20 protein-coding genes are annotated in these 17,870 nt (G+C 63.5%); 11 read left to right on the top strand and 9 right to left on the bottom strand.

Going from position 1 to position 17,870, the window contains the following annotated elements; all coding sequences use genetic code 11:
• Position 1: 1 nt before the first annotated feature.
• From AC22G6_RS05855 to AC22G6_RS05845, 3 genes are all read left to right on the top strand, one after another.
• Entirely contained in the window at positions 2-601 is a 600-nt protein-coding gene (locus tag AC22G6_RS05855) for a DUF924 family protein (RefSeq protein ID WP_487365994.1), read from the top strand.
• 173 nt (positions 602-774) lie between these two features.
• Positions 775-2,625, top strand: coding sequence for a cation:proton antiporter (locus AC22G6_RS05850; protein ID WP_487365993.1), 1,851 nt, complete (start codon positions 775-777; stop codon positions 2,623-2,625).
• A 146-nt stretch (positions 2,626-2,771) separates the two neighbouring features.
• Positions 2,772-3,269 (top strand): hypothetical protein, encoded by a 498-nt coding sequence (locus AC22G6_RS05845; protein WP_487365992.1) that lies wholly within the window; start codon positions 2,772-2,774, stop codon positions 3,267-3,269.
• 36 nt (positions 3,270-3,305) lie between these two features.
• On the opposite strand, the gene AC22G6_RS05840 is transcribed toward AC22G6_RS05845, so the two are convergent.
• The 4 genes from AC22G6_RS05840 to dctP form a co-directional block, all read right to left on the bottom strand.
• Positions 3,306-4,595 carry a hydroxymethylglutaryl-CoA reductase, degradative gene (locus AC22G6_RS05840; protein WP_487366099.1) on the bottom strand — a complete coding sequence of 430 codons (1,290 nt, stop codon included), beginning with the start codon at positions 4,593-4,595 and terminating at the stop codon, positions 3,306-3,308.
• 20 nt (positions 4,596-4,615) lie between these two features.
• Positions 4,616-5,926 (bottom strand): TRAP transporter large permease, encoded by a 1,311-nt coding sequence (locus tag AC22G6_RS05835; RefSeq protein WP_487365991.1) that lies wholly within the window; start codon positions 5,924-5,926, stop codon positions 4,616-4,618.
• Positions 5,923-6,453 carry a TRAP transporter small permease subunit gene (locus tag AC22G6_RS05830; RefSeq protein ID WP_199915130.1) on the bottom strand — a complete coding sequence of 177 codons (531 nt, stop codon included), beginning with the start codon at positions 6,451-6,453 and terminating at the stop codon, positions 5,923-5,925. The genes AC22G6_RS05835 and AC22G6_RS05830 overlap by 4 nt, the downstream gene beginning before the upstream one ends.
• Before the next feature lie 79 nt (positions 6,454-6,532).
• Positions 6,533-7,579, bottom strand: coding sequence for a TRAP transporter substrate-binding protein DctP (gene dctP, locus AC22G6_RS05825; protein WP_487365990.1), 1,047 nt, complete (start codon positions 7,577-7,579; stop codon positions 6,533-6,535).
• 288 nt (positions 7,580-7,867) lie between these two features.
• Between dctP and AC22G6_RS05820 the strand changes: the two genes are divergently transcribed.
• Positions 7,868-9,235: an aminotransferase-like domain-containing protein gene (locus AC22G6_RS05820; protein WP_487365989.1), complete on the top strand. Its 1,368-nt coding sequence runs from the start codon at positions 7,868-7,870 to the stop codon at positions 9,233-9,235.
• A gap of 14 nt (positions 9,236-9,249) precedes the next feature.
• Here AC22G6_RS05820 and AC22G6_RS05815 read toward each other — a convergent pair whose 3' ends face one another.
• Both AC22G6_RS05815 and AC22G6_RS05810 read right to left on the bottom strand, forming a co-directional pair.
• Positions 9,250-9,759, bottom strand: a complete 510-nt coding sequence (locus AC22G6_RS05815) for a hypothetical protein (protein ID WP_487365988.1) — start codon at positions 9,757-9,759, stop codon at positions 9,250-9,252.
• A 94-nt stretch (positions 9,760-9,853) separates the two neighbouring features.
• A complete protein-coding gene (locus tag AC22G6_RS05810) occupies positions 9,854-10,081 on the bottom strand; it encodes a DUF1127 domain-containing protein (protein ID WP_487365987.1) in 228 nt (75 codons plus the stop codon).
• Positions 10,082-10,243: 162 nt separating this feature from the next.
• Between AC22G6_RS05810 and AC22G6_RS05805 the strand changes: the two genes are divergently transcribed.
• The gene (locus AC22G6_RS05805) at positions 10,244-11,149 is read left to right on the top strand and encodes a LysR family transcriptional regulator (RefSeq protein ID WP_487365986.1); all 906 of its coding nucleotides are present in this window, start codon (positions 10,244-10,246) and stop codon (positions 11,147-11,149) included.
• A 58-nt stretch (positions 11,150-11,207) separates the two neighbouring features.
• Here AC22G6_RS05805 and AC22G6_RS05800 read toward each other — a convergent pair whose 3' ends face one another.
• Complete coding sequence (locus AC22G6_RS05800) at positions 11,208-12,089, bottom strand: LysR family transcriptional regulator (protein ID WP_487365985.1); 882 nt, start codon at positions 12,087-12,089, stop codon at positions 11,208-11,210.
• 94 nt (positions 12,090-12,183) lie between these two features.
• Between AC22G6_RS05800 and AC22G6_RS05795 the strand changes: the two genes are divergently transcribed.
• Positions 12,184-12,684 carry a lactoylglutathione lyase family protein gene (locus AC22G6_RS05795; protein ID WP_108950028.1) on the top strand — a complete coding sequence of 167 codons (501 nt, stop codon included), beginning with the start codon at positions 12,184-12,186 and terminating at the stop codon, positions 12,682-12,684.
• A 2-nt stretch (positions 12,685-12,686) separates the two neighbouring features.
• Here the strand turns inward: AC22G6_RS05795 and pip are convergent, their stop codons facing one another.
• The gene (pip, locus tag AC22G6_RS05790; RefSeq protein ID WP_487365984.1) at positions 12,687-13,709 is read right to left on the bottom strand and encodes a prolyl aminopeptidase; all 1,023 of its coding nucleotides are present in this window, start codon (positions 13,707-13,709) and stop codon (positions 12,687-12,689) included.
• A 157-nt stretch (positions 13,710-13,866) separates the two neighbouring features.
• On the opposite strand from pip, the gene pqqA reads away from it, so the two are divergent.
• Genes pqqA through pqqE form a run of 5 tightly spaced genes read left to right on the top strand, consistent with a single transcriptional unit; the run spans position 13,867 to position 17,143 of the window.
• Positions 13,867-13,941, top strand: coding sequence for a pyrroloquinoline quinone precursor peptide PqqA (pqqA, locus tag AC22G6_RS05785; protein ID WP_106408400.1), 75 nt, complete (start codon positions 13,867-13,869; stop codon positions 13,939-13,941).
• A gap of 59 nt (positions 13,942-14,000) precedes the next feature.
• Positions 14,001-14,915, top strand: coding sequence for a pyrroloquinoline quinone biosynthesis protein PqqB (pqqB, locus tag AC22G6_RS05780; RefSeq protein ID WP_487365983.1), 915 nt, complete (start codon positions 14,001-14,003; stop codon positions 14,913-14,915).
• Positions 14,916-14,938: 23 nt separating this feature from the next.
• Positions 14,939-15,703 (top strand): pyrroloquinoline-quinone synthase PqqC, encoded by a 765-nt coding sequence (gene pqqC, locus AC22G6_RS05775; protein WP_487366098.1) that lies wholly within the window; start codon positions 14,939-14,941, stop codon positions 15,701-15,703.
• Positions 15,700-15,987 (top strand): pyrroloquinoline quinone biosynthesis peptide chaperone PqqD, encoded by a 288-nt coding sequence (gene pqqD / locus AC22G6_RS05770; protein ID WP_487365982.1) that lies wholly within the window; start codon positions 15,700-15,702, stop codon positions 15,985-15,987. The genes pqqC and pqqD overlap by 4 nt, the downstream gene beginning before the upstream one ends.
• 1 nt (position 15,988) lies before the next feature.
• Positions 15,989-17,143, top strand: a complete 1,155-nt coding sequence (gene pqqE / locus AC22G6_RS05765) for a pyrroloquinoline quinone biosynthesis protein PqqE (RefSeq protein ID WP_487365981.1) — start codon at positions 15,989-15,991, stop codon at positions 17,141-17,143.
• Between the two features lie 63 nt (positions 17,144-17,206).
• Here pqqE and AC22G6_RS05760 read toward each other — a convergent pair whose 3' ends face one another.
• Positions 17,207-17,815 carry a cold shock domain-containing protein gene (locus AC22G6_RS05760; protein ID WP_487365980.1) on the bottom strand — a complete coding sequence of 203 codons (609 nt, stop codon included), beginning with the start codon at positions 17,813-17,815 and terminating at the stop codon, positions 17,207-17,209.
• Positions 17,816-17,870: the final 55 nt, after the last annotated feature.

Below are 17,870 nucleotides of genomic sequence, written 5' to 3'. Positions count from 1 at the left end.
CGTGGATACAGCCGAGACAATCTGCACCTTCTGGTTCGGGACCGATACCGACGAGGCCAGCATCATCGCCAGTCAGTCCGCACTGTGGTGGCGCAAGCGCGACGAGGTCGACACCGCGATCCGCGAGCGCTTCGAGCACCGGGTCATCCAGGCCGGAAACGGTGAGCTCGACGCGTGGCTGCAAACGCCGCGCGGCCGCCTCGCCCTGATCCTGCTCACCGACCAGTTCCCGCGCAACATCTACCGCAACAGCGCACGCGCCTTTGCCTTCGACGCACGGGCCCTGGGCTGGAGCAAGGAGGCAATCGCACTCGGCATCGACCGCCAGTGTCGCCCCGTCGAGCGCGTGTTTCTCTATCTTCCACTCGAGCATTCCGAAGACCGCAACGACCAGGCCGAATCGGTGCGACGCTTTGAAGCCCTGGCGGCCGAAGCCGGCCCCGCAGTCAAGGTGTCCTTCGACAGCTATCTGGACTTCGCCCGCCGCCACCGCGAAATCGTGGATCGCTTCGGCCGCTTTCCGCACCGCAATGCCGCGCTGGGACGGCAATCAAGCGCAGCTGAAACGGCCTTCCTCGAACAGCCCGGCTCCCGCTTCTAGCACTGCACAGAGGCTCGTGCACGCCGCCACCGTCACCCGCCCCATTCCGGGCTGCGAAATGTCCCTGCATCGAGCAAGGGCAAAGAACGACGCCCCCATTCATATACAATCATCCTCCGCGTCACTGCCCGCAGCGGTAGGACTGACGCTTACGGCCATTCAGGAGACATATTTTGGGTGAACATGCAATGCTCACCATCGCAGCAATCACCTTGCTCGGTGGTGCTTGCCAGTGGCTCGCATGGCGCTTGCGCCTGCCCGCCATTCTCTTTCTGCTGATCACCGGCATCGTCGCCGGGCCCGGCATCGGATGGCTCAACCCCGACGAGCTGATGGGGGAACTGCTCTTCCCCTTCGTTTCACTGTCGGTCGCCATCATCCTTTTCGAAGGCGCGCTGACACTCAAGTTCTCCGAGATCCGGGGCATGCAGCATGTCGTGCGGCGTTTCGCCACCAGCGGCGTGCTGGTGACGTGGACCGTGGCCGCACTGGCAGCACGTCTGATCGCCGGTTTCGACTGGGGTCTGGCGATCCTGTTCGGCGCCATCATGGTCGTGACCGGCCCCACCGTCATCGTGCCGATGCTGCGCACCGTGCGCCCGACCGCCCGCATCGCCAACATCCTGCGCTGGGAAGGCATCGTCGTCGATCCGATCGGTGCGCTGCTCGCGGTGCTGGTGTTCGAGTTCGTTGTCTCCACCGAGGCCGGTGGCGCGCTGAGCGCGACCATCCTGCTCTTCCTCGGCACCATTGCCATCGGCACGATTACCGGCCTCGCCGGCGGTTACCTGATGGGCGAGGCCCTGCGGCGCGACTGGCTGCCCAACTACCTGTTCAACGTCGCCACGCTGGGCGCGGTGTTCTGCTGCTTCGCCTTTTCCAACGCAGTGGCGGAGGAATCCGGCCTTCTCGCGGTGACGGTGATGGGCATCTACCTCGGCAACCGCAAGGGCGTGCCGATCGAAGAGATTCTGGCGTTCAAGGAAAGCCTTTCGCTGCTGCTGATCACGGTGCTCTTCATCCTGCTTGCAGCTCGACTCGACTTCGCCCAGCTCGAAGCGCTGGGCTGGGTCGTGGTCGGGGTGTTTCTGGCCATCCAGTTCATCGCCCGTCCGCTCAAGGTCATGTATTGCACCTGGGGCTCGAACATCCCGTGGCAGGAGCGCACCCTGCTGGCCTGGATTGCGCCGCGCGGCATCGTTGCCGCAGCAGTGAGCGCACTGTTCGCACTCAAGCTCGAGCAACGGGGCGTCGACCAGGCAGCCCTGCTGGTGCCGCTGACCTTTGTTGTCATCATCGGCACCGTCGTGCTGCAGAGCCTGACCGCGGGCAAGCTCGCCGCCATGCTCAAGGTGGCCGAACCCGAGCCGGCCGGCTTTCTGATCCTTGGCGCGAATCCGCTTGCACGCAAGCTGGCGCAGGCCCTCGAGCAGCAGAAGATCCGGGTCCTGCTGTGCGACACCCTGTGGGACAACGTCAGCCGCGCCCGCATGGCCGGCCTCAAGGCCTACTACGGCAACCCGCTGTCGGAACACGCCGAGGTCTATCTCGACACCACCGGCCTCGGGCGCATGCTGGCGGTCACGGCCGATGCTCACCTAAACGCACTCGCCTGCAACCGCTACAAGGGTGTATTCGGAGCGAAAGACGTCTTCGCGCTGCGGGTTGGCGGCGCGACGGGCACCAACGGCCGCAGTGACACGGCACGAGAGGGACGCACCGCCTTCAGCGACAAGGTCGGTTACATCGACCTTTCGCGCCGCCTATACCGCGGTGCCGAGATCCGCCGCACGACCTTGTCGGAAGCCTTCACCATGGAGCACTTCCGCAACATGCATGGCGACCATGCCACGCTGCTGTTCGCGATCGACCCCAAGGGCCGGCTCGAAGTGTTCTCGGCAGAGAACGCGCTCGAACCCGGCCCGGGATGGGCCGTCATGGCACTGATAGACCCCGCATCCGAAAAGACTGGCGGCACCGCAGCCACCGATGTGGAGAAGGCCAGCGCACCTGCAGCGAGCTGAGCGTTTGCGGATACAGGGGCGCGCCCGGTCCGAGGACACGGGTCACGCCCCTTCTCTTCATGGCAGCGACGGCAGGCAGCATCTACACTGAGGACGTTGTCTCGTGAAGGATGCCTTTCGGCCACCGCTATCGACCCGGAGCTGCCATGACCTCGCCGCCCCAGAAAACGGAATCCGTCTTCGCCACCCTTCCCACCGTGCTGCAAACCATCGACGGCACACTGACGGTGCCGACCGAAGACGATGAGCTGGCCATCATCGCCTACGACGGATTTCGATATCTCACCGCGCTCGGCTTTGTTCGTGGCCAGCCCGCCCTTGCGCTGCTCTACGATCTCGACATCGTGCACCTCGGCACCCGGCCGGGCAGTCGACTGATCGAGTTCCGGATCTACGTCCGGCTCAAGGAGCGCGTCCGCACCGAGATCGACCACACAGGCGCGGTTGAACTGATCGCCAGCGCGCTGGCGCTTCCCGCCGCAATCGAGGTCTCTGCCGAGCAATGGGGGCAGCTGTTCCCGCAGGTGCAGCAGCAGATGCAGAACGAACTGCCGCAGTGCCCGCCATCGATCCGCGCCATCCTCCACCCCGCCCCCGAAAAGCCCAATCCGTTCCACGGCGGAGGGCATTCGTTCAGCCTGTAGCCGGCAGCGACATCTCGTCGCCACCGGGCAGCGCCCTCAGCCGCGCAGCTTCCTCAACTCGATCTCGGCCACGTCGACCCGCACCGTGCCCAGACCGACGAGCACGCTGGCAAGCGCCGCGACCTCATCGCCCACGGCACCGGCCATCATCGCGATATTTTGTGCGTGCAGCGACATATGGCCCTTCTGGATACCGGTGGTCGCCAATGCCTTCAGCGCAGAGAAATTCTGCGCCAGCCCCACCGCGGCAATGATGCGGGACAGCCTGTCGGCCGAGGCGACGCCAAGAATCCTGAGGCACGCGCGGGCGGTGGGATGAAGCTTGGTCGCACCGCCAATCAGGCCAACCGCCATCGGCAATTCGATGGTGCCGGCCAGATCTCCTTCCGCAGTCACCTCCCAGTCGGTCAGGCTTCCATACGCGCCACGCCGCGCCGCATATGCATGGGCACCGGCTTCGACCGCTCGCGTGTCATTGCCGGTGGCCAGCACCACCGCCGAAATTCCGTTCATGACCCCCTTGTTGTGGGTCGCGGCCCGGTATGGATCTGCAGCCGCAAACTGGAACGCACTGATGATGCCGTCGCGCACCGCAGCCCCTCCAATTGCGTCGCAGGTCCAAACGGCCCGCGCGCGCGCGAGGCGGCGATCGGCCAGATTGGAGAGAATGCGCAGGTACACGCGCCCCCCACACCAGACCTCGATCTGGGGCGCCAGCTTTTCCGCCATGCTATTGACCGCATTCGCACCCATTGCGTCGCGGGTATCGACGATGAGATGGGTGACCACCATCGGCCCGCCAGCCGATTCGATAATGCGTACCTCCACATCACGAAAACCACCCCCCAGCTTCACCAGTACCGGATCGCAGGCGTCACATACGGCCTTGATCTCTTCTCGACGCTCCAGAATGCGGATACGGGCATGCACCGGGTCACTCACCCCTACAAGCTGCACCTGCGCAATCATCAGCGTGCCGGACATCGAGGTCACGAAACCACCGCTGTCATAGCACTGGCGCGCCGCATTACACACCGCAGCCACCACTGACGACTCCTCGGTTGCCATCGGCACGAGGATGTCCTCGCCATCGACACGCATGTTGGTCGCCACGCCCACCGGTACGTTCATGGTGGCAATGACATTCTCGATCAGGTGGTCGGCCAGATGTGGGTCAAGGTTTCCCATATTGGCGAGATGTCCGACCTCGTCTTCATCCAGCCCGCTGAACCCGGCAACGAAGTCGAGGCGTTCGCGCGGGCTCTTCTTGTGGAAGCCCGACACGCGTGAGGTTTTCTCTGGTGTGCTCATTGTGGATGTCTCCAGTCGATTGATGGGGTCGTGCGTCAGCCGGACGCCAATGCGGGGAGCCAGGTAACCAGCCCGGGGAAAGCGGCACAGATCAGCAGGGCGAGGATCTGCAGGTAGAGGAAGGGCAGGATGCCGCGATAGACGGTGCCCATGCCGAGATGCGGTGGCAGCGGCCCCTTGATGTAAAACAGGGTGTAGCCGAAGGGCGGGCTGATGTATCCGGTCTGGATGGTCAGCGCATACAGCACGCCGAACCAGATCTCATCAAAGCCAAGCAAGCGCACGATGGGAAGAAATACCGGCACGGTGAGCAGGATGATTCCAATCTCGTCGAGTACGGTGCCGAGAAAGATCAGGATCAGCATCATTACGCCGAGGATCACGTACGGATGCACATCGAGCGTGCGGATGAAATTGAGCAGCGTGTCGGCCCCGCCAAGGCCGGTGAAGATGGCGACATATGCCTTCGCGCCGATCGTGATCCACAGAATCATCGATGTCGCCTTCAGGGTTTCGACGGCGGCGCTGCCCAGGCCGCCCAGCGTCAGGCGCCGGCATAGCGCGGCCGACACCATCGCGCCGAACACCCCAACCGCGGCAGCTTCGGTGGGGGTCGCGACACCGAAGAAGATCGAGCCCAGAATCATCACGATCAACAGTGCTGGCAGGATCAGCGCTTTCAGGCTGGCAAGCTTTCTCGCCATCGGCACGCGCTCGTTCGAACCCGCCGGCACCGCACCCGGTTTCAGGTAGGCAACCGCAATGATGTATGCAATGTAGAGTGTCGCCAGCAGCAAACCTGGCACGAGGCCCGCGATCAGCATCTTCCCGATCGAGACTTGAGCGGTGACCGCATAGACGATGGTCAGCACCGAAGGGGGGATCAGGATGCCGAGCGTCCCCGAGGCGCAGATCGTGCCGGTCACCAGCTTGGGGTCGTAGCCACGTTTCAGCATCTGCGGCATGGCAAGCACAGCCATCGCCGTCACGGCCGCGCCGACCACACCGGTCATCGCAGCCATCACCACGCAGATGACAACGGTGCCGATTGCCAGCCCGCCGCGCACGCGACCGAACCACAATTCCATTGCCTCGTAGAGCGCTTCGATGATGCCCGAACGCTGAAGAATGCTGGCCATCAGGATGTACAGGGGGATTCCGAGCATGGCTTCGGAGTGCATGGTGTCGAACACCTGCAGCACCATCAGCACTACCGCATCCGGGTTCCACAGCGTCACCGTCAGCAGCAGTGACAATCCACCCAGAACGAATGCGATCGGCAGGCCGGACAGCATCAGCACGGTCAGGCCACCGAACATGATCAGCAGGATCAGGTTGGGCGTCATGCCTGCACCTCGTCCTCATCCGGGCGCGACGACGGCTCCCGGTACAGCAGACACAGGAACTCCGCCAGACTTTGCGCTGCGAGAAGGCTCACAGCCAACGGAATCGAGAACTTGACCGGCCAGATCTGCGGGTTCCACGCCGAGAACGATGTCTCGCGGAACGCCCAGGACTGCATTGCGAGCGGCAGGGAGTAGTACAGCAGAATGGCGCAGAAGCAGATGATGACAAGGTGGTTGAACAGGTCCGACCTGCGCTTCCACGCGGGCGAGAGGGCACGGTGCACGAGGTCCAGGCTTACATGCCCTCCAAGGTGCAGCAGGTAGGGGCCACCCAGCAGGAAGTACGGACCGAAGATCAGCGTCGCGAGCTCCATGCCCCAGACCGTGGGTGCATTGAAGACATAGCGGGCCACTACTTCATACAGCATCACCGGAACGATCACGAAGGCCAGCAAGGCGACCCCCATGAACAGCAGACGATTCACTCCGGTGATGGCCTTCACGTAAAGGCGTATCACTTTGGGCACGATCATTCCCGAAACAGGTTGGGCGGGGGCCCTGACGGAGCCCCCGCAGAGTCGACAGGTCAGGCGCTGCGGATTGCGCTCAGGACAGCAGGCCGAGCTGCTTCATGAAGGCCATCTGACTTTCCAGGATCTTCACCGCAGTCGGGTCGTTCTTAGTGGCTGCCTTCCACGCCTCGCGCGCCTTGACGCGCCCGGCAGCGACTTCCTTCGGGTCGAGCGAGGTCACCTCTACGCCCTTGGCCCTGAAGGTCTCGATTGCCTTGCCGTCCGACACCATGATGTGTTGGCGCAGTGCAGAAGAGGTTTCGCGCGCAGCAACCGCCAGTGCGGCCTTGAACTCGGCCGGCAGGCGGTCGTACGCGCCGCGGTTGGCCACGTAACTGGTCGCGGTGGTCGGCTGATGCGGGCCGGGCATCACGATGTACTTTGCCACTTCGCTCAGGCCGGCCTCGAGGTTGGCCGACAGATCGCCACGGTCGGCGAAGTCGATCACACCCTTGTCGAGCGCGGAATACACCTCGGCTGTGGCCATCGGGGTAACGGCGACACCGAGCGCACCCATCACGCTCGACGCAAGACCGACGAAGCGCCCCTTCTTGCCGCTCATGTCGGCGAGAGAGCGGATCGGGAACTTCGAGTGGATCGGCTCCGGGCCATATACCGTCGGCGCAATGTAGAACAGGCCCGCAGGCGCATAGGCCTGGCGCGCGAGCTCGAGGCCGCCAAGTTCGTAGAACCAGGCTTCGAACTGGTCCGGCTCGGGAAAGCCGAAGGGTACCGTGCTGGTGAATGCCAACCCCGGAATCTTGCCGGCCTCGTAACCGTCGAAAGTCTTCATCAGCTGGAATGCACCGCCGCGAACTGCATCGAATGCCTGGTTCGCGGGGACCAGCTGGCCGGCGGAGAACAGTTCGATCTGAAACTTTCCACCGGTCAGCTCGCCGACACGTTTGACGAAACGTTCCTCAAATTTCTGCGGCGTGGTGCCACCATCCCAAAGCGCCTGCATGCGCCAGGTCACCGTCTCCTGAGCCAGCGCCGGGGTACTGACAGCCACATTGGCTGCCGCGCCGACCGCGCCGATACTCAGCGCCTTGAGTGCATTCCTGCGAGTAATGACTTTCATTCTGTTTACTCCTCCTTTGGCTTCCGCCCCTTGCGGGCAGACTTCCGGATGGCGTGAAACCACCCATGACTTGCGCAGAACACCGGCCAGGTGCAACTCGAGGTCGCTTTTTGTTGGCAGGTCTGGCGTTCAATGTCTCCGATTTTTCGTTTTGCAGATCATCTACAATGAACAGGGACAGTTCAAGGGACACTTTGTTGAATTGTCAAACAACTGTCCCAGCCGAATAAGAGTGACAGTTCAGGTGAAACAGCGTGAATTGCCGATGCGCTGGCACGGAGGAAGGCCATGGGACGTACCGATGCGATCATTGAAAAGCTCAGGGCCCAGATCGAAAGCGGCTTGCTCAAGCCCGGCCACCGGCTGCTCTCGGTTCGTGCCGCGGCGGTCGAAGCCGGCGTATCCAAGAACACCGTCGCCGAAGCCTATGACCGGCTCGTCGCCCAGGGGCTGCTGAGCTCGAAGCAGGGCTCGGGCTACTTCGTGACGAGTGGACGCAGCCTGGCCTCGGGTACGCCATCCGCACATATTGCAGAAGCAATCGACTCTGCCTCGCTGCTGCGCGAGCAACTGGTGCGGCACTACGCCGTACGCGTCGGTGACGGCCGTCCCCCGGCGGAATGGATGGGTCGTCTCGACTTCGGGCGGCAGCTTGCTCAGCTCAAATCCGGTCTCGATACCGAGGCCAACCATGGCTACAGCAGTCCATGGGGCTACCAGCCGCTGCGCGAACGCCTCGCACTCATGCTGATCGAACGCTCGATTCACGCCTCCCCCGACCAGGTTCTGCTCACCTACGGTGCCAACCACGCACTCGACCTGGTCAGCCGCCAACTTCTGGAGCCGGGCGACGTCGCGCTTGTCGACAGTCCGGGCTACTACCCCCTGTTCGGCAAACTGCACCTCGGCAAGACCCGAACCATCGGTGTCCAGCGCCTGGACGACGGACCCGATCTCGATGATCTGGTGCGCAAGTGCGAGATATTCCGTCCCAAGGTCTTCTTTACCCAGTCGCTCGCGCACAACCCGACCGGAAGCGCGATCTCCCTCCCGGTCGCGCACCGGCTCCTTCAGATCGCAGAGCAGTACGGCTTCTTCATCGTCGAAGACGATCCGTTTGCGGACATTCTTCCGGCCGCCAGCCCGCGCCTGGCCACGCTCGATCAACTCAAGCGCGTGGTGTACATCGGGACTTTCTCCAAGACGCTCTCTGCCAACCTGAGGGTCGGCTACGTCGCAGGTGAAGCCCGGCTGATGGAAACGCTCTGTGACCTGAAGATGCTCACCGTTGTGAACACGTCCGATCTGCTCGAGCGCATCGTCTTCAACATGATCTCCAGCGGCCATTACCTGCGTCATCTGCGCCGCCTCAAGCTGCACGTCGAACAGGCTACCGAGAAAGCCATCAAGGCGGTCCAGGGCGCGGGTATTCACCTGCCGTATTCCGCAAACGGGGGCTACTACCTATGGGGCGAGCTCGGCGAGGGACAGGATGAACTTGCGCTGGCACGCCGCGCCGCCAAGGAGAGCATCTTTCTCGCCCCGGGCTCCATCTTCCGACCTGAAAAGTCCGAAGCGCCAGCTGCGATTCGGATTAACGTCGCCTACGCATGCAACCCGCAGTTTCTGCAGTTCATGAAGACGGCACGGACCTGAAGCGCTGCACGCACTCAACCCTCCTTGCCCGGCGTGCGGTCCAGAATCTGTGGCACCAGCCGCTCGGAGAAGCCGGCGAGGAAGGACCAGAACAGGAGCTTGGCCACGTCGGCACCGCTTGACGGGTAGGTTTCGGAGAAGAAGCGCTTGAGGTCCGCGGTGGTCGGGACCGGCTGCGAAAAGGGGTGGCTGGAGAAGGACGGGAACATCGAACCTTCAATCACCCCGCTGAGAAAACCGATGTACAGCACCAGCGCGAAGATGCCGCCATACACCGGGATCAGCAGGACCTGGCACCAGGACTGCGACAGCAACTCCAGCTCTTCATCGCCGAACTTCCTGAGGCGCTGCTGGATGCTGACGAATCCGCCCAGCAGGCCGCAACCGAAGCATGCCCATGACACCATGAAACGCTCTTCGCGCAGCAGGGTGAGACCAAACAGGCCGACGACGAAGAACAGCGCAATCCCCGTCAGGATGATCAGGCGCCGGGTGATTCTGAGCAGTTTTTCGGTTCGGGTCATTGAGACGCGACACTGCAGGGTGCCGGATGGGTGCTGATCCTTTCAGCATAGCCCCACCGAACCGGCTTTCAAGGCCGCGCTGGCCCGTCGGCGCTCATTCGCGCCAGAATGGCTTGTCGGCAGAAAAGCGTGCCTGCGCGCGGCTGATGCCGACATCTCTCAGCACTTCGTCATCGAGACTGCGCAGCTCGCGGCGCTGGCGGGCCCGGGTCTGCCATGTGCGCAAGGTGTCGCCTGACGCAGCGAGCAGGGCGGCCAGCGTGCTGCGCAAGGCGGGCAGGCGGCTGACGGGAATCATGCGGGCGTGGGTGATGGGGCTCATGGTGCGTCTCCTTCAGGGCATCGGTGATGACTGCATCCTGGCGTTCGCACGTAACACAATCCAATCGTTTTTCGGGATTCGCGTGTTCAGGAAATGTGATGGCGTCGTCGGCCGGAGTGCGCTTTACTAACACCTGAGAATCCCGCATCCGGAGTGACCGACGTGGAGCTATACCACCTGAAGACCTTCGTCACGGTGGCCGAAGAGAAGCACCTGACACGTGCCTCAGAGCGCCTGTTTACGAGCCAGCCGGCAATCAGTGCCCATATCAAGGCACTGGAGGAAGAGCTCAACCTCACGCTCTTCGACCGCACGCCAAAGGGCATGCAGCTCACCGCCGCCGGCGAGCAGCTGCTGGATCGCGCGCAACGCACACTGGCTGCTGCAGGCGACTTTCTGCACTACGCCAAAGGCATGCAGAACGAGCTGCTGGGCAGCATCCGCATCGGCCTGAATACCGATGCCGAATTCCTGCGTCTGGTCGAACTCCAGGCCGGTTTGCGCGCGCACTATCCACAGCTCGATCTCGAGTTCATGTCCGGCCGAACGGGCAACAACATCCCCGCCCTGAGGATCGGCAAACTCGATGCCGCCTTCGTCAGTGGCGATTGCGATGAGCCCCTGCTTGACTCCCATGTGCTGCGCGAGGAGGAAATGGCGGTGGCGGTGCCAAATGCACTGCGCGATCAGATCGCCTCTCCCGACATCCCGGCACTCGCGCGCCTGCCGTGGGTCTACACCTCGCCGGAATGCGCCTATTACCAGCTGATGCAACCGCTGTTCGAATCGCACTGCTGCATGCCGGTCAAGACCATGATGGCCGACCAGGAAGATGCCATGCGCGCCATGGTGGCCGCCGGCGTCGGGCTCGGCATCATGCGCCGCTCCGATGTCGAGGCCGCCGAGCGGGAAGGCAGGATGCACGCCCTGCCGATGAAGCTGCCCACGATCAGCCTGCGCTTCGCCTACCTCCGGAAGCGGGCGAACGACCCGATCATCCGCGCCGTCGTTTCGGAGCTTTCGACGATCTGGGGGCTGGCGCCGGAGCAGCAGCGTCAGGCGGTCTGAGCGGCCACCGACTTGCGCGCCAGGATTTAACTCCGCCCCCTGTCACTGCTGAAAAGCGTTAGTAATTCTTGTCATTTTGAAGCACTTCGATGCATTTGAGCACGCGCTGCGCGCGCCCGGACAGCGGCCACTCGGCGCGATGCAGCAGCCATAAGGTATCGACCACCTGAGGCTCGCGCTCCACCACGCGGATCGTATCGGCGCGCGCAAACGCCTTGCGCGCAAAGCGCGGAATCACGGTAAAGCCCAGGCCGCGTGCAACCGGCTCCAGAATGAGACCAATCTGATTGGTGAAACCCCTGCACGGCAGGCTGCGCACACCCGGACTGCCCGGAAAACAGCGGCTCAGGAGGCGTCCGGCCATGGCCTCGCCATCGGGGTGATCGATGAAGCCAAGGCGCACCAGATCCTCCCAGCTTTCGACCGCCGCGCCGGCGGGCACGACCAGCTCAAGCGGTTCCTGCACGAAGGGCTGAACGCTCAGGCGCGGATCGTCCGGCTTCAGGGTGACCAGGCCGAGCTCGTAACGGTTGGCCAGCACCGCTTCGATGACTTCGCTGGTTGGCGCAAAGCGCTGGCGGATGCTCAGCCCCGGATGCGCTGCCTGCAGATCGAGCAGCAGTGGATACAGCGCGAGACCGATGCTGCCCGGACTGATCAGGCTGATCTCGCCGTGCTCGGCGTCGGTGCCGGACAGGCGCAGCTGCAGGCGCTGATCCGCGGTGGCGAGCTCGCGACAGTAGTCGAGCAAGGCGTGACCGGCGGGGGTCAGCTCGACGTGGCGCGGGTGGCGGACCAGCAACTGCCCGAGCGCATCCTCCAGTCGCTTCACATGCTGGCTTACCGCGGCCTGGGTCAGGTCCAGGCGCTCTGCCGTGCGGGTGAAGTTTCCCAGCTCTGCCAGCGTGGCAAAACTGCGCAGCCATTGAGGGCTAAGCATAATGAACTCTTATCAAACCGATAACATCTACCTTGTTCTTATTATGCCTGCGTCTGCCTAGACTACGAACCACGTACTCAACAAGGAGCTCAGCATGTCTCAGGTCTATCCGCGCAGCTTTTCCCATATCGGCCTTTCGGTCACCGATCTCGACGCCGCCGTGAAGTTCTACACCGAAGTCATGGGCTGGTATCTGATCATGCCGCCCACCACCATTACCGAAGATGAATCCCCCATCGGCGTGATGTGCACCGATGTGTTCGGCGCCGACTGGAAATCGTTCCGCATCGCCCACCTGTCCACCGGCGACCGCATCGGCGTGGAGATCTTCGAGTTTCGCAATGCAGTGAAGCCGGAGAACAACTTCGAATACTGGAAAACCGGCATCTTCCATTTCTGCGTGCAGGATCCGGATGTGGAAGGACTGGCCGCGAAGGTCGTCGCCGCAGGCGGCAAGCAGCGCATGCCGGTACGCGAATACTTCCCGGGCGAGAAGCCCTACCGCATGGTGTACATGGAAGACCCGTTCGGCAACATCCTGGAAATCTACAGCCACAGCTACGAACTGACCTACGCCGCAGGCGCGTACCAGTAAGCTCAGTTCCAGCTATCCCCCCAGCCGTCGAAACTGCCGCGCGCATGGAAACGGCTGGCCACCTCCGCCAGCGCCGCCGTCATCGGTGCATCGAAGGGGCTGTGGCCTGCGTCGTCGATGAAGCGCAAGCGGCTACCCGGTAGCGCATGCTGAAGCTTGCGTGCGTTGGCAGGGCGGCAAACGAAGTCGAGCCGGCCGTGCAGGATGGCGACCGGCATCCCTGCCATTGCCCCGGCACAGCGCAGCGCCTCGGCTTCGCCGATGAAGCAGGCATGGGCCAGGTAATGGGCCTGGATGCGGTACTTGTCGAGCGCCACGTCGAGCGCATCGGCCGATAGCGGCTCCTCCGCCGGCGGCAGACGGCCGGGGCTCGACAGCGCGGCCTCCCATTGCATCCAGCGTTGCAGGGCCCGTGCGGCAGTCAGACGGTCCGGCGAGCGCAGCGCATCGAGATAGTGCTGCGCGATGTCCTCCTGCCCGCTTTCGTCGAGGTAGTCGCCGAGGCGCTCCCACGCCACGGGCAGCAAGGCGGCAGCGCCGCGGAAGAACCAGTCGAGATCGTCCTGCCCGGTGAGGAAGATGCCGCGCAGGATGGCGCCGCTGCAGGCATCGGGATGGCGGGCGCAATAGACCAGCGCCAGACTCGACCCCCATGAACCGCCAAACACCAGCCAGCGCTCGATGCCGAGATGGCTACGCAGGCGCTCGATGTCGGCGACCAGGTGGTCCGTGGTGTTGGCGGCAATCTCGCCGCGCGGCGTGCTGCGGCCGCAGCCACGCTGATCGAACAGCACCACGCGAAACAGCGCGGGATCGAGCAACTGCCGATGGCGCTCGCTGCAACCGCTGCCCGGCCCGCCATGCAGGAACAGCACCGGCATGCCATCCGGCGCGCCGCACTCCTCAAAATAGACTTGATGACCGTCGCCCACGTCCACATGGCCGTGGTTGAAGGGCTCGATCGCATCGAACAGGGCGCCGGCGTTGGATTCGTCGGCGGCAGGCGGAATAGTGGGCAGGGTCATTTTGAAATCATATCGCGCCCGGTCACGGCAATCTCCAGAAAATCGCTAGATGGCTTTCAAGAGATGCGCGATGCGCGCCAGCGCCCGGCGGCGCACCATGAAGTCGTGCCCTGCCATGCCGGCAGTCACAGTTCAGAAACCACACTGGAGACACGCCATGAAATGGGAAACCCCTGCAGCTTGCGATTTTCGCTTTGGTTTTGAAATCACGATGTACATCGCCAACCGCTGATGTGCCCCGGTGGGGCGGGCAGGTCGGCCGCCCCACCCACGAATGAATCGGGAGGCCGCGTGAGAATACGAGTACTCGGTGCCGCAGCTGGCGGTGGATTTCCGCAGTGGAACTGCAACTGCCCCAACTGCGACGGCCTGCGCAAAGGCAGCATCCGCGCCCAGGCCAGAACCCAATCGTCGATTGCAGTCAGCGGCGACAACGAGCACTGGGTGCTGTTCAACGCCTCCCCGGATGTGCTGCAGCAACTGCGCAGCTTCCCCGAACTTCAGCCCGGCCGCGCCCTGCGCGACACCGCCATCGCCGCCATCGTGCTCATCGATGCACAGATCGACCATACCACCGGCCTCTACATGCTGCGCGAACATCGCCAGCCGTGGCCCGTCTGGTGCACACGCGGCGTGCGCGAAGACCTGTCGGTGGGCAATCCGCTGTTCGGCGTTCTCGGCCACTATGCCGGTATCGACTGGCATGAGGTGCCGCTGGCCTGCGCCTTCAGCATTGAGCGCGCCGCCGGCCTCGGCTTCGAGGCCCTGTCGCTGACCAGCAACGCGCCGCCCTACTCCCCGCACCGTGACCGTCCGCAGCCGGGCGACAACATCGGCGTCAGCCTGATCAACACGAAAAACGGCAAGCGCGTGTTCTACGCCCCCGGCCTCGGCGAGATGGAGCCGCATGTGTGGGCGGCGATGGAGCGGGCCGACTGCGTGCTCGTCGACGGCACACTGTGGACCGACGACGAGATGATCCGCCTCGGCGCCTCGCAGAAGACCTCGCGTGCCATGGGCCATCTGCCGCAATCGGGCGCGGGCGGCATGCTCGAATGGCTGGATCGCCTGCCTGCGACCACGCGCAAGGTGCTGATCCACATCAACAACACCAACCCGATCCTCGACGAAGACAGCCCCCAGCGCGCAAGCCTGAACGCGCACGGCATCGAGGTCGCTTTCGACGGCATGGAGATCGAACTGTGATCGCATTCGACACCGACAACACCATCGAACATATCGCCGACATCAGCCTCGCCGCAGCGCAGGAGGCGCCGTGGTCGCCGGCCAAGTTCGAAGCCCTGCTGCGCGAGAAGGGCACCAGCTACCACATCCATCACCCCTTCCACCTGATGATGGCGGCGGGCGAACTCAGCCCTGCGCAGCTGCGCGGCTGGGTCGCAAACCGCTTCTACTACCAGATCGCGATTCCGGTAAAGGATGCGGCGATCCTGTCCAACTGCCCCGACCGCGAGATCCGTCGCGAGTGGATACAGCGCATTCTCGACCACGACGGCTACCAGATCGGCGGACTGGAAGACGCCGGTGGCATCGAAGCCTGGATCCGGCTCGGCGAAGCGGTCGGCCTCAGCCGCGACGATGTCACCTCGTTGCGCTTCGTCGCCCCGGCCGCGCGCTTCGCGGTCGATGCCTACATCAACTTCGCCCGCCAGCGCCCGTGGCAGGAAGCGGTTGCCTCCAGCCTGACCGAACTCTTCGCCCCGCACATCCACCAGCAGCGCATCGACACCTGGCCCACCCAGTATCCCTGGGTCGACACCGAAGGCCTGCAGTACTTCAGGAACCGGCTCACCCAGGCACGCCGCGACGTGGAGCACGGCCTGCGCTTCACCCTGGAGTATTTCAGCCAGAGCCGGGCGATGCAGCGGCGTGCGCTCGACATCCTGCAGTTCAAGCTCGACGTGCTGTGGGCGCTGGCCGACGCCATCATGCTCAGCCAGTGCGAAATCGAGATCAAGGGGCCGAAGGCATGAGCACCGCGACACCGAAGCGCGACATGCTCGCGGCCATGCCGCGCGTATCGAAGAAATTCCGTCTGCAATGGGAAGAGGCGCAGCAGGCCTGGGTGCTGCTCTACCCCGAAGGCATGGTGAAACTCAATCAGAGCGCAGGCGAAATCCTGAAGCGCTGCAGCGGCGAGCAGACCGTGGCCGCGCTGGTTGCCGAGCTTGAGCAGGCCTTCGACACCACCAACCTGCAGACAGACGTGCTCGCCTTTCTCGCCATGGCGCAGCAGCAGCACTGGATCGAGTACTGACATGAACACGCCCGCAGCCCCGGAACACGCCAGCCCGCAGATCGGCCCGCCGCTGTGGTTGCTGGCCGAACTCACCTACCGCTGCCCGCTGCATTGCGTGTTCTGCTACAACCCGGTCGATTTCGCCCACCACCCCGACGAGCTCTCCACCGACGACTGGCTGCGCGTGCTGCGCGAGGCGCGTGCGGCAGGCAGCGTGCAATGCGGCTTCTCGGGCGGTGAGCCGCTGTTGCGCGATGATCTCGAAATTCTGGTGGCCGAAGCGCACAGGCTGGGCTTCTACACGAACCTGCTCACCTCGGGCGTCGGCCTCACCGAAAGCCGCGCCGCCGCGCTCAAGGAAGCCGGTCTGGATCACATCCAGCTCTCGTTTCAGGACTCCACCCGCGAGCTCAACGATTTCCTGTCGCATACCCGTACCTTCGAGCTGAAGCAGAAAGTGGCCGCCATCATCAAGGCCAATGGCTGGCCGATGGTGATGAACTGCGTGATCCACCGCCTCAACATTGACTACATCGACCGCATCATCGACATGGCGGTGGAGCTGGACGCCGAATACCTCGAGCTCGCCAACAGCCAGTACTACTCGTGGGCGCTGCTCAACCGCGACCAGCTGCTGCCCTCACGCGAACAGATCGAACGCGCCGAGCGGGTCACCAACGCGCGCCGCGAACAGTACGGCGACCGCATCCGCATCTTCTACGTGGTGCCCGACTACTACGAGAACCGTCCCAAGAAGTGCATGAACGGATGGGGCAACGTCTTCCTCACCGTCACGCCCGACGGCACCGCCGTGCCCTGTCACACCGCCGCCATGCTGCCCGGCCTGAGCTTTCCGAATGTGCGCGACATGGACGTCAAGCAGATCTGGTACGACTCGGAAGGCTTCAACCGCTATCGCGGCGACGGCTGGATGAAAGACAGCTGCCGCAGCTGCCCGGACAAGGAAAAAGACCTCGGCGGCTGCCGTTGCCAGGCCTTCATGCTCACCGGCGACCCCGCGGCCGCCGACCCGGTATGCGACAAGTCACCCCATCACCACGTCGTCATCGCAGCCGTCGAACGCGCACAGAGCGGGGAGCAGCGCACGCACGAAGCGCCACTGGTATTCCGCAGCCCGGAAGAGTCGCGCAAGCGCCCGGTGCTGAGCAGCTGATCTGAAGGCGCGAACCTGATCAGCACGCGCTCAGCCTTCATTCGCACTGGTGTCGAATGTCGCTCAGCACGGTCCCCGTTCGCAGGGCATCCCGTCGCCGTCCCCATCCATCTTCACATTCGGGCAATGTTGCAGAAAGTATTCTGCCTCGGCACAGGAGCGCATCTGCGAACAGTGCTCGCGCCCGTCACAGCGAAAACTCGATTCGAACGCAGACGCAGACTGCGGGACCGCCCTTTGCACAACAGCGGGCTCATCAACCACTTGCCAGTTATCGGCACCAGAAAATCGGTGAGCATATTTCTGGTACCCAAACACTGCGACCACCGCCAAAATCAGCAGTGGCAATGCTCGGCCAAGGCTGCTGCGGCGCTCGGGTCGGGCGGGCCTTGACTGACGTGGTGCCTTTGGAGCCTCGTGAGAGCGCTCCAACCGGCGTGCAGGGGCCATCGGCGCAACCGACAGGCCGGGGCGTGCCACCCGCACCGCACGCTTCCTGCCGTCCTTGTCGAGCTCGATCTCGAACAGCAAGGACTCGCCCATCTGTGGCGGTTTTCCATCGCGCGGAAAAACGGAAATGTGGATAAAAATGTCCTGTCCGCCGTGCTTGGGCTTGATGAACCCAAACCCGCGCGCGTCGTTCCATTTTTCAAGCGTGCCTTCAATACGCATAAGTCGGCTACCGGTGATTGCAGAAATGCCCGGCCCCAAACCGGTGCATCATGTC

It is taken from the genome of Parazoarcus sp. PS-13 R2A (assembly GCF_057621855.1).
Note: the sequence above shows the minus strand (reverse complement) of the source record. Positions and strands in the feature narration are given on the sequence as shown.

Excerpts from the sequence above, each read along its gene's own strand:
- AC22G6_RS05815 (WP_487365988.1), bottom strand. The coding sequence starts at position 9,759 with ATGACCCGAACCGAAAAACTGCTCAGAATCACCCGGCGCCTGATCATC.
- AC22G6_RS05820 (WP_487365989.1), top strand. The coding sequence starts at position 7,868 with ATGGGACGTACCGATGCGATCATTGAAAAGCTCAGGGCCCAGATCGAA.
- pqqE (WP_487365981.1), top strand. The coding sequence starts at position 15,989 with ATGAACACGCCCGCAGCCCCGGAACACGCCAGCCCGCAGATCGGCCCG.
- pip (WP_487365984.1), bottom strand. The coding sequence starts at position 13,709 with ATGACCCTGCCCACTATTCCGCCTGCCGCCGACGAATCCAACGCCGGC.
- pqqD (WP_487365982.1), top strand. The coding sequence starts at position 15,700 with ATGAGCACCGCGACACCGAAGCGCGACATGCTCGCGGCCATGCCGCGC.
- AC22G6_RS05845 (WP_487365992.1), top strand. The coding sequence starts at position 2,772 with ATGACCTCGCCGCCCCAGAAAACGGAATCCGTCTTCGCCACCCTTCCC.
- AC22G6_RS05835 (WP_487365991.1), bottom strand. The coding sequence starts at position 5,926 with ATGACGCCCAACCTGATCCTGCTGATCATGTTCGGTGGCCTGACCGTG.
- AC22G6_RS05795 (WP_108950028.1), top strand. The coding sequence starts at position 12,184 with ATGTCTCAGGTCTATCCGCGCAGCTTTTCCCATATCGGCCTTTCGGTC.
- AC22G6_RS05760 (WP_487365980.1), bottom strand. The coding sequence starts at position 17,815 with ATGCGTATTGAAGGCACGCTTGAAAAATGGAACGACGCGCGCGGGTTT.
- AC22G6_RS05800 (WP_487365985.1), bottom strand. The coding sequence starts at position 12,089 with ATGCTTAGCCCTCAATGGCTGCGCAGTTTTGCCACGCTGGCAGAGCTG.
- dctP (WP_487365990.1), bottom strand. The coding sequence starts at position 7,579 with ATGAAAGTCATTACTCGCAGGAATGCACTCAAGGCGCTGAGTATCGGC.
- AC22G6_RS05810 (WP_487365987.1), bottom strand. The coding sequence starts at position 10,081 with ATGAGCCCCATCACCCACGCCCGCATGATTCCCGTCAGCCGCCTGCCC.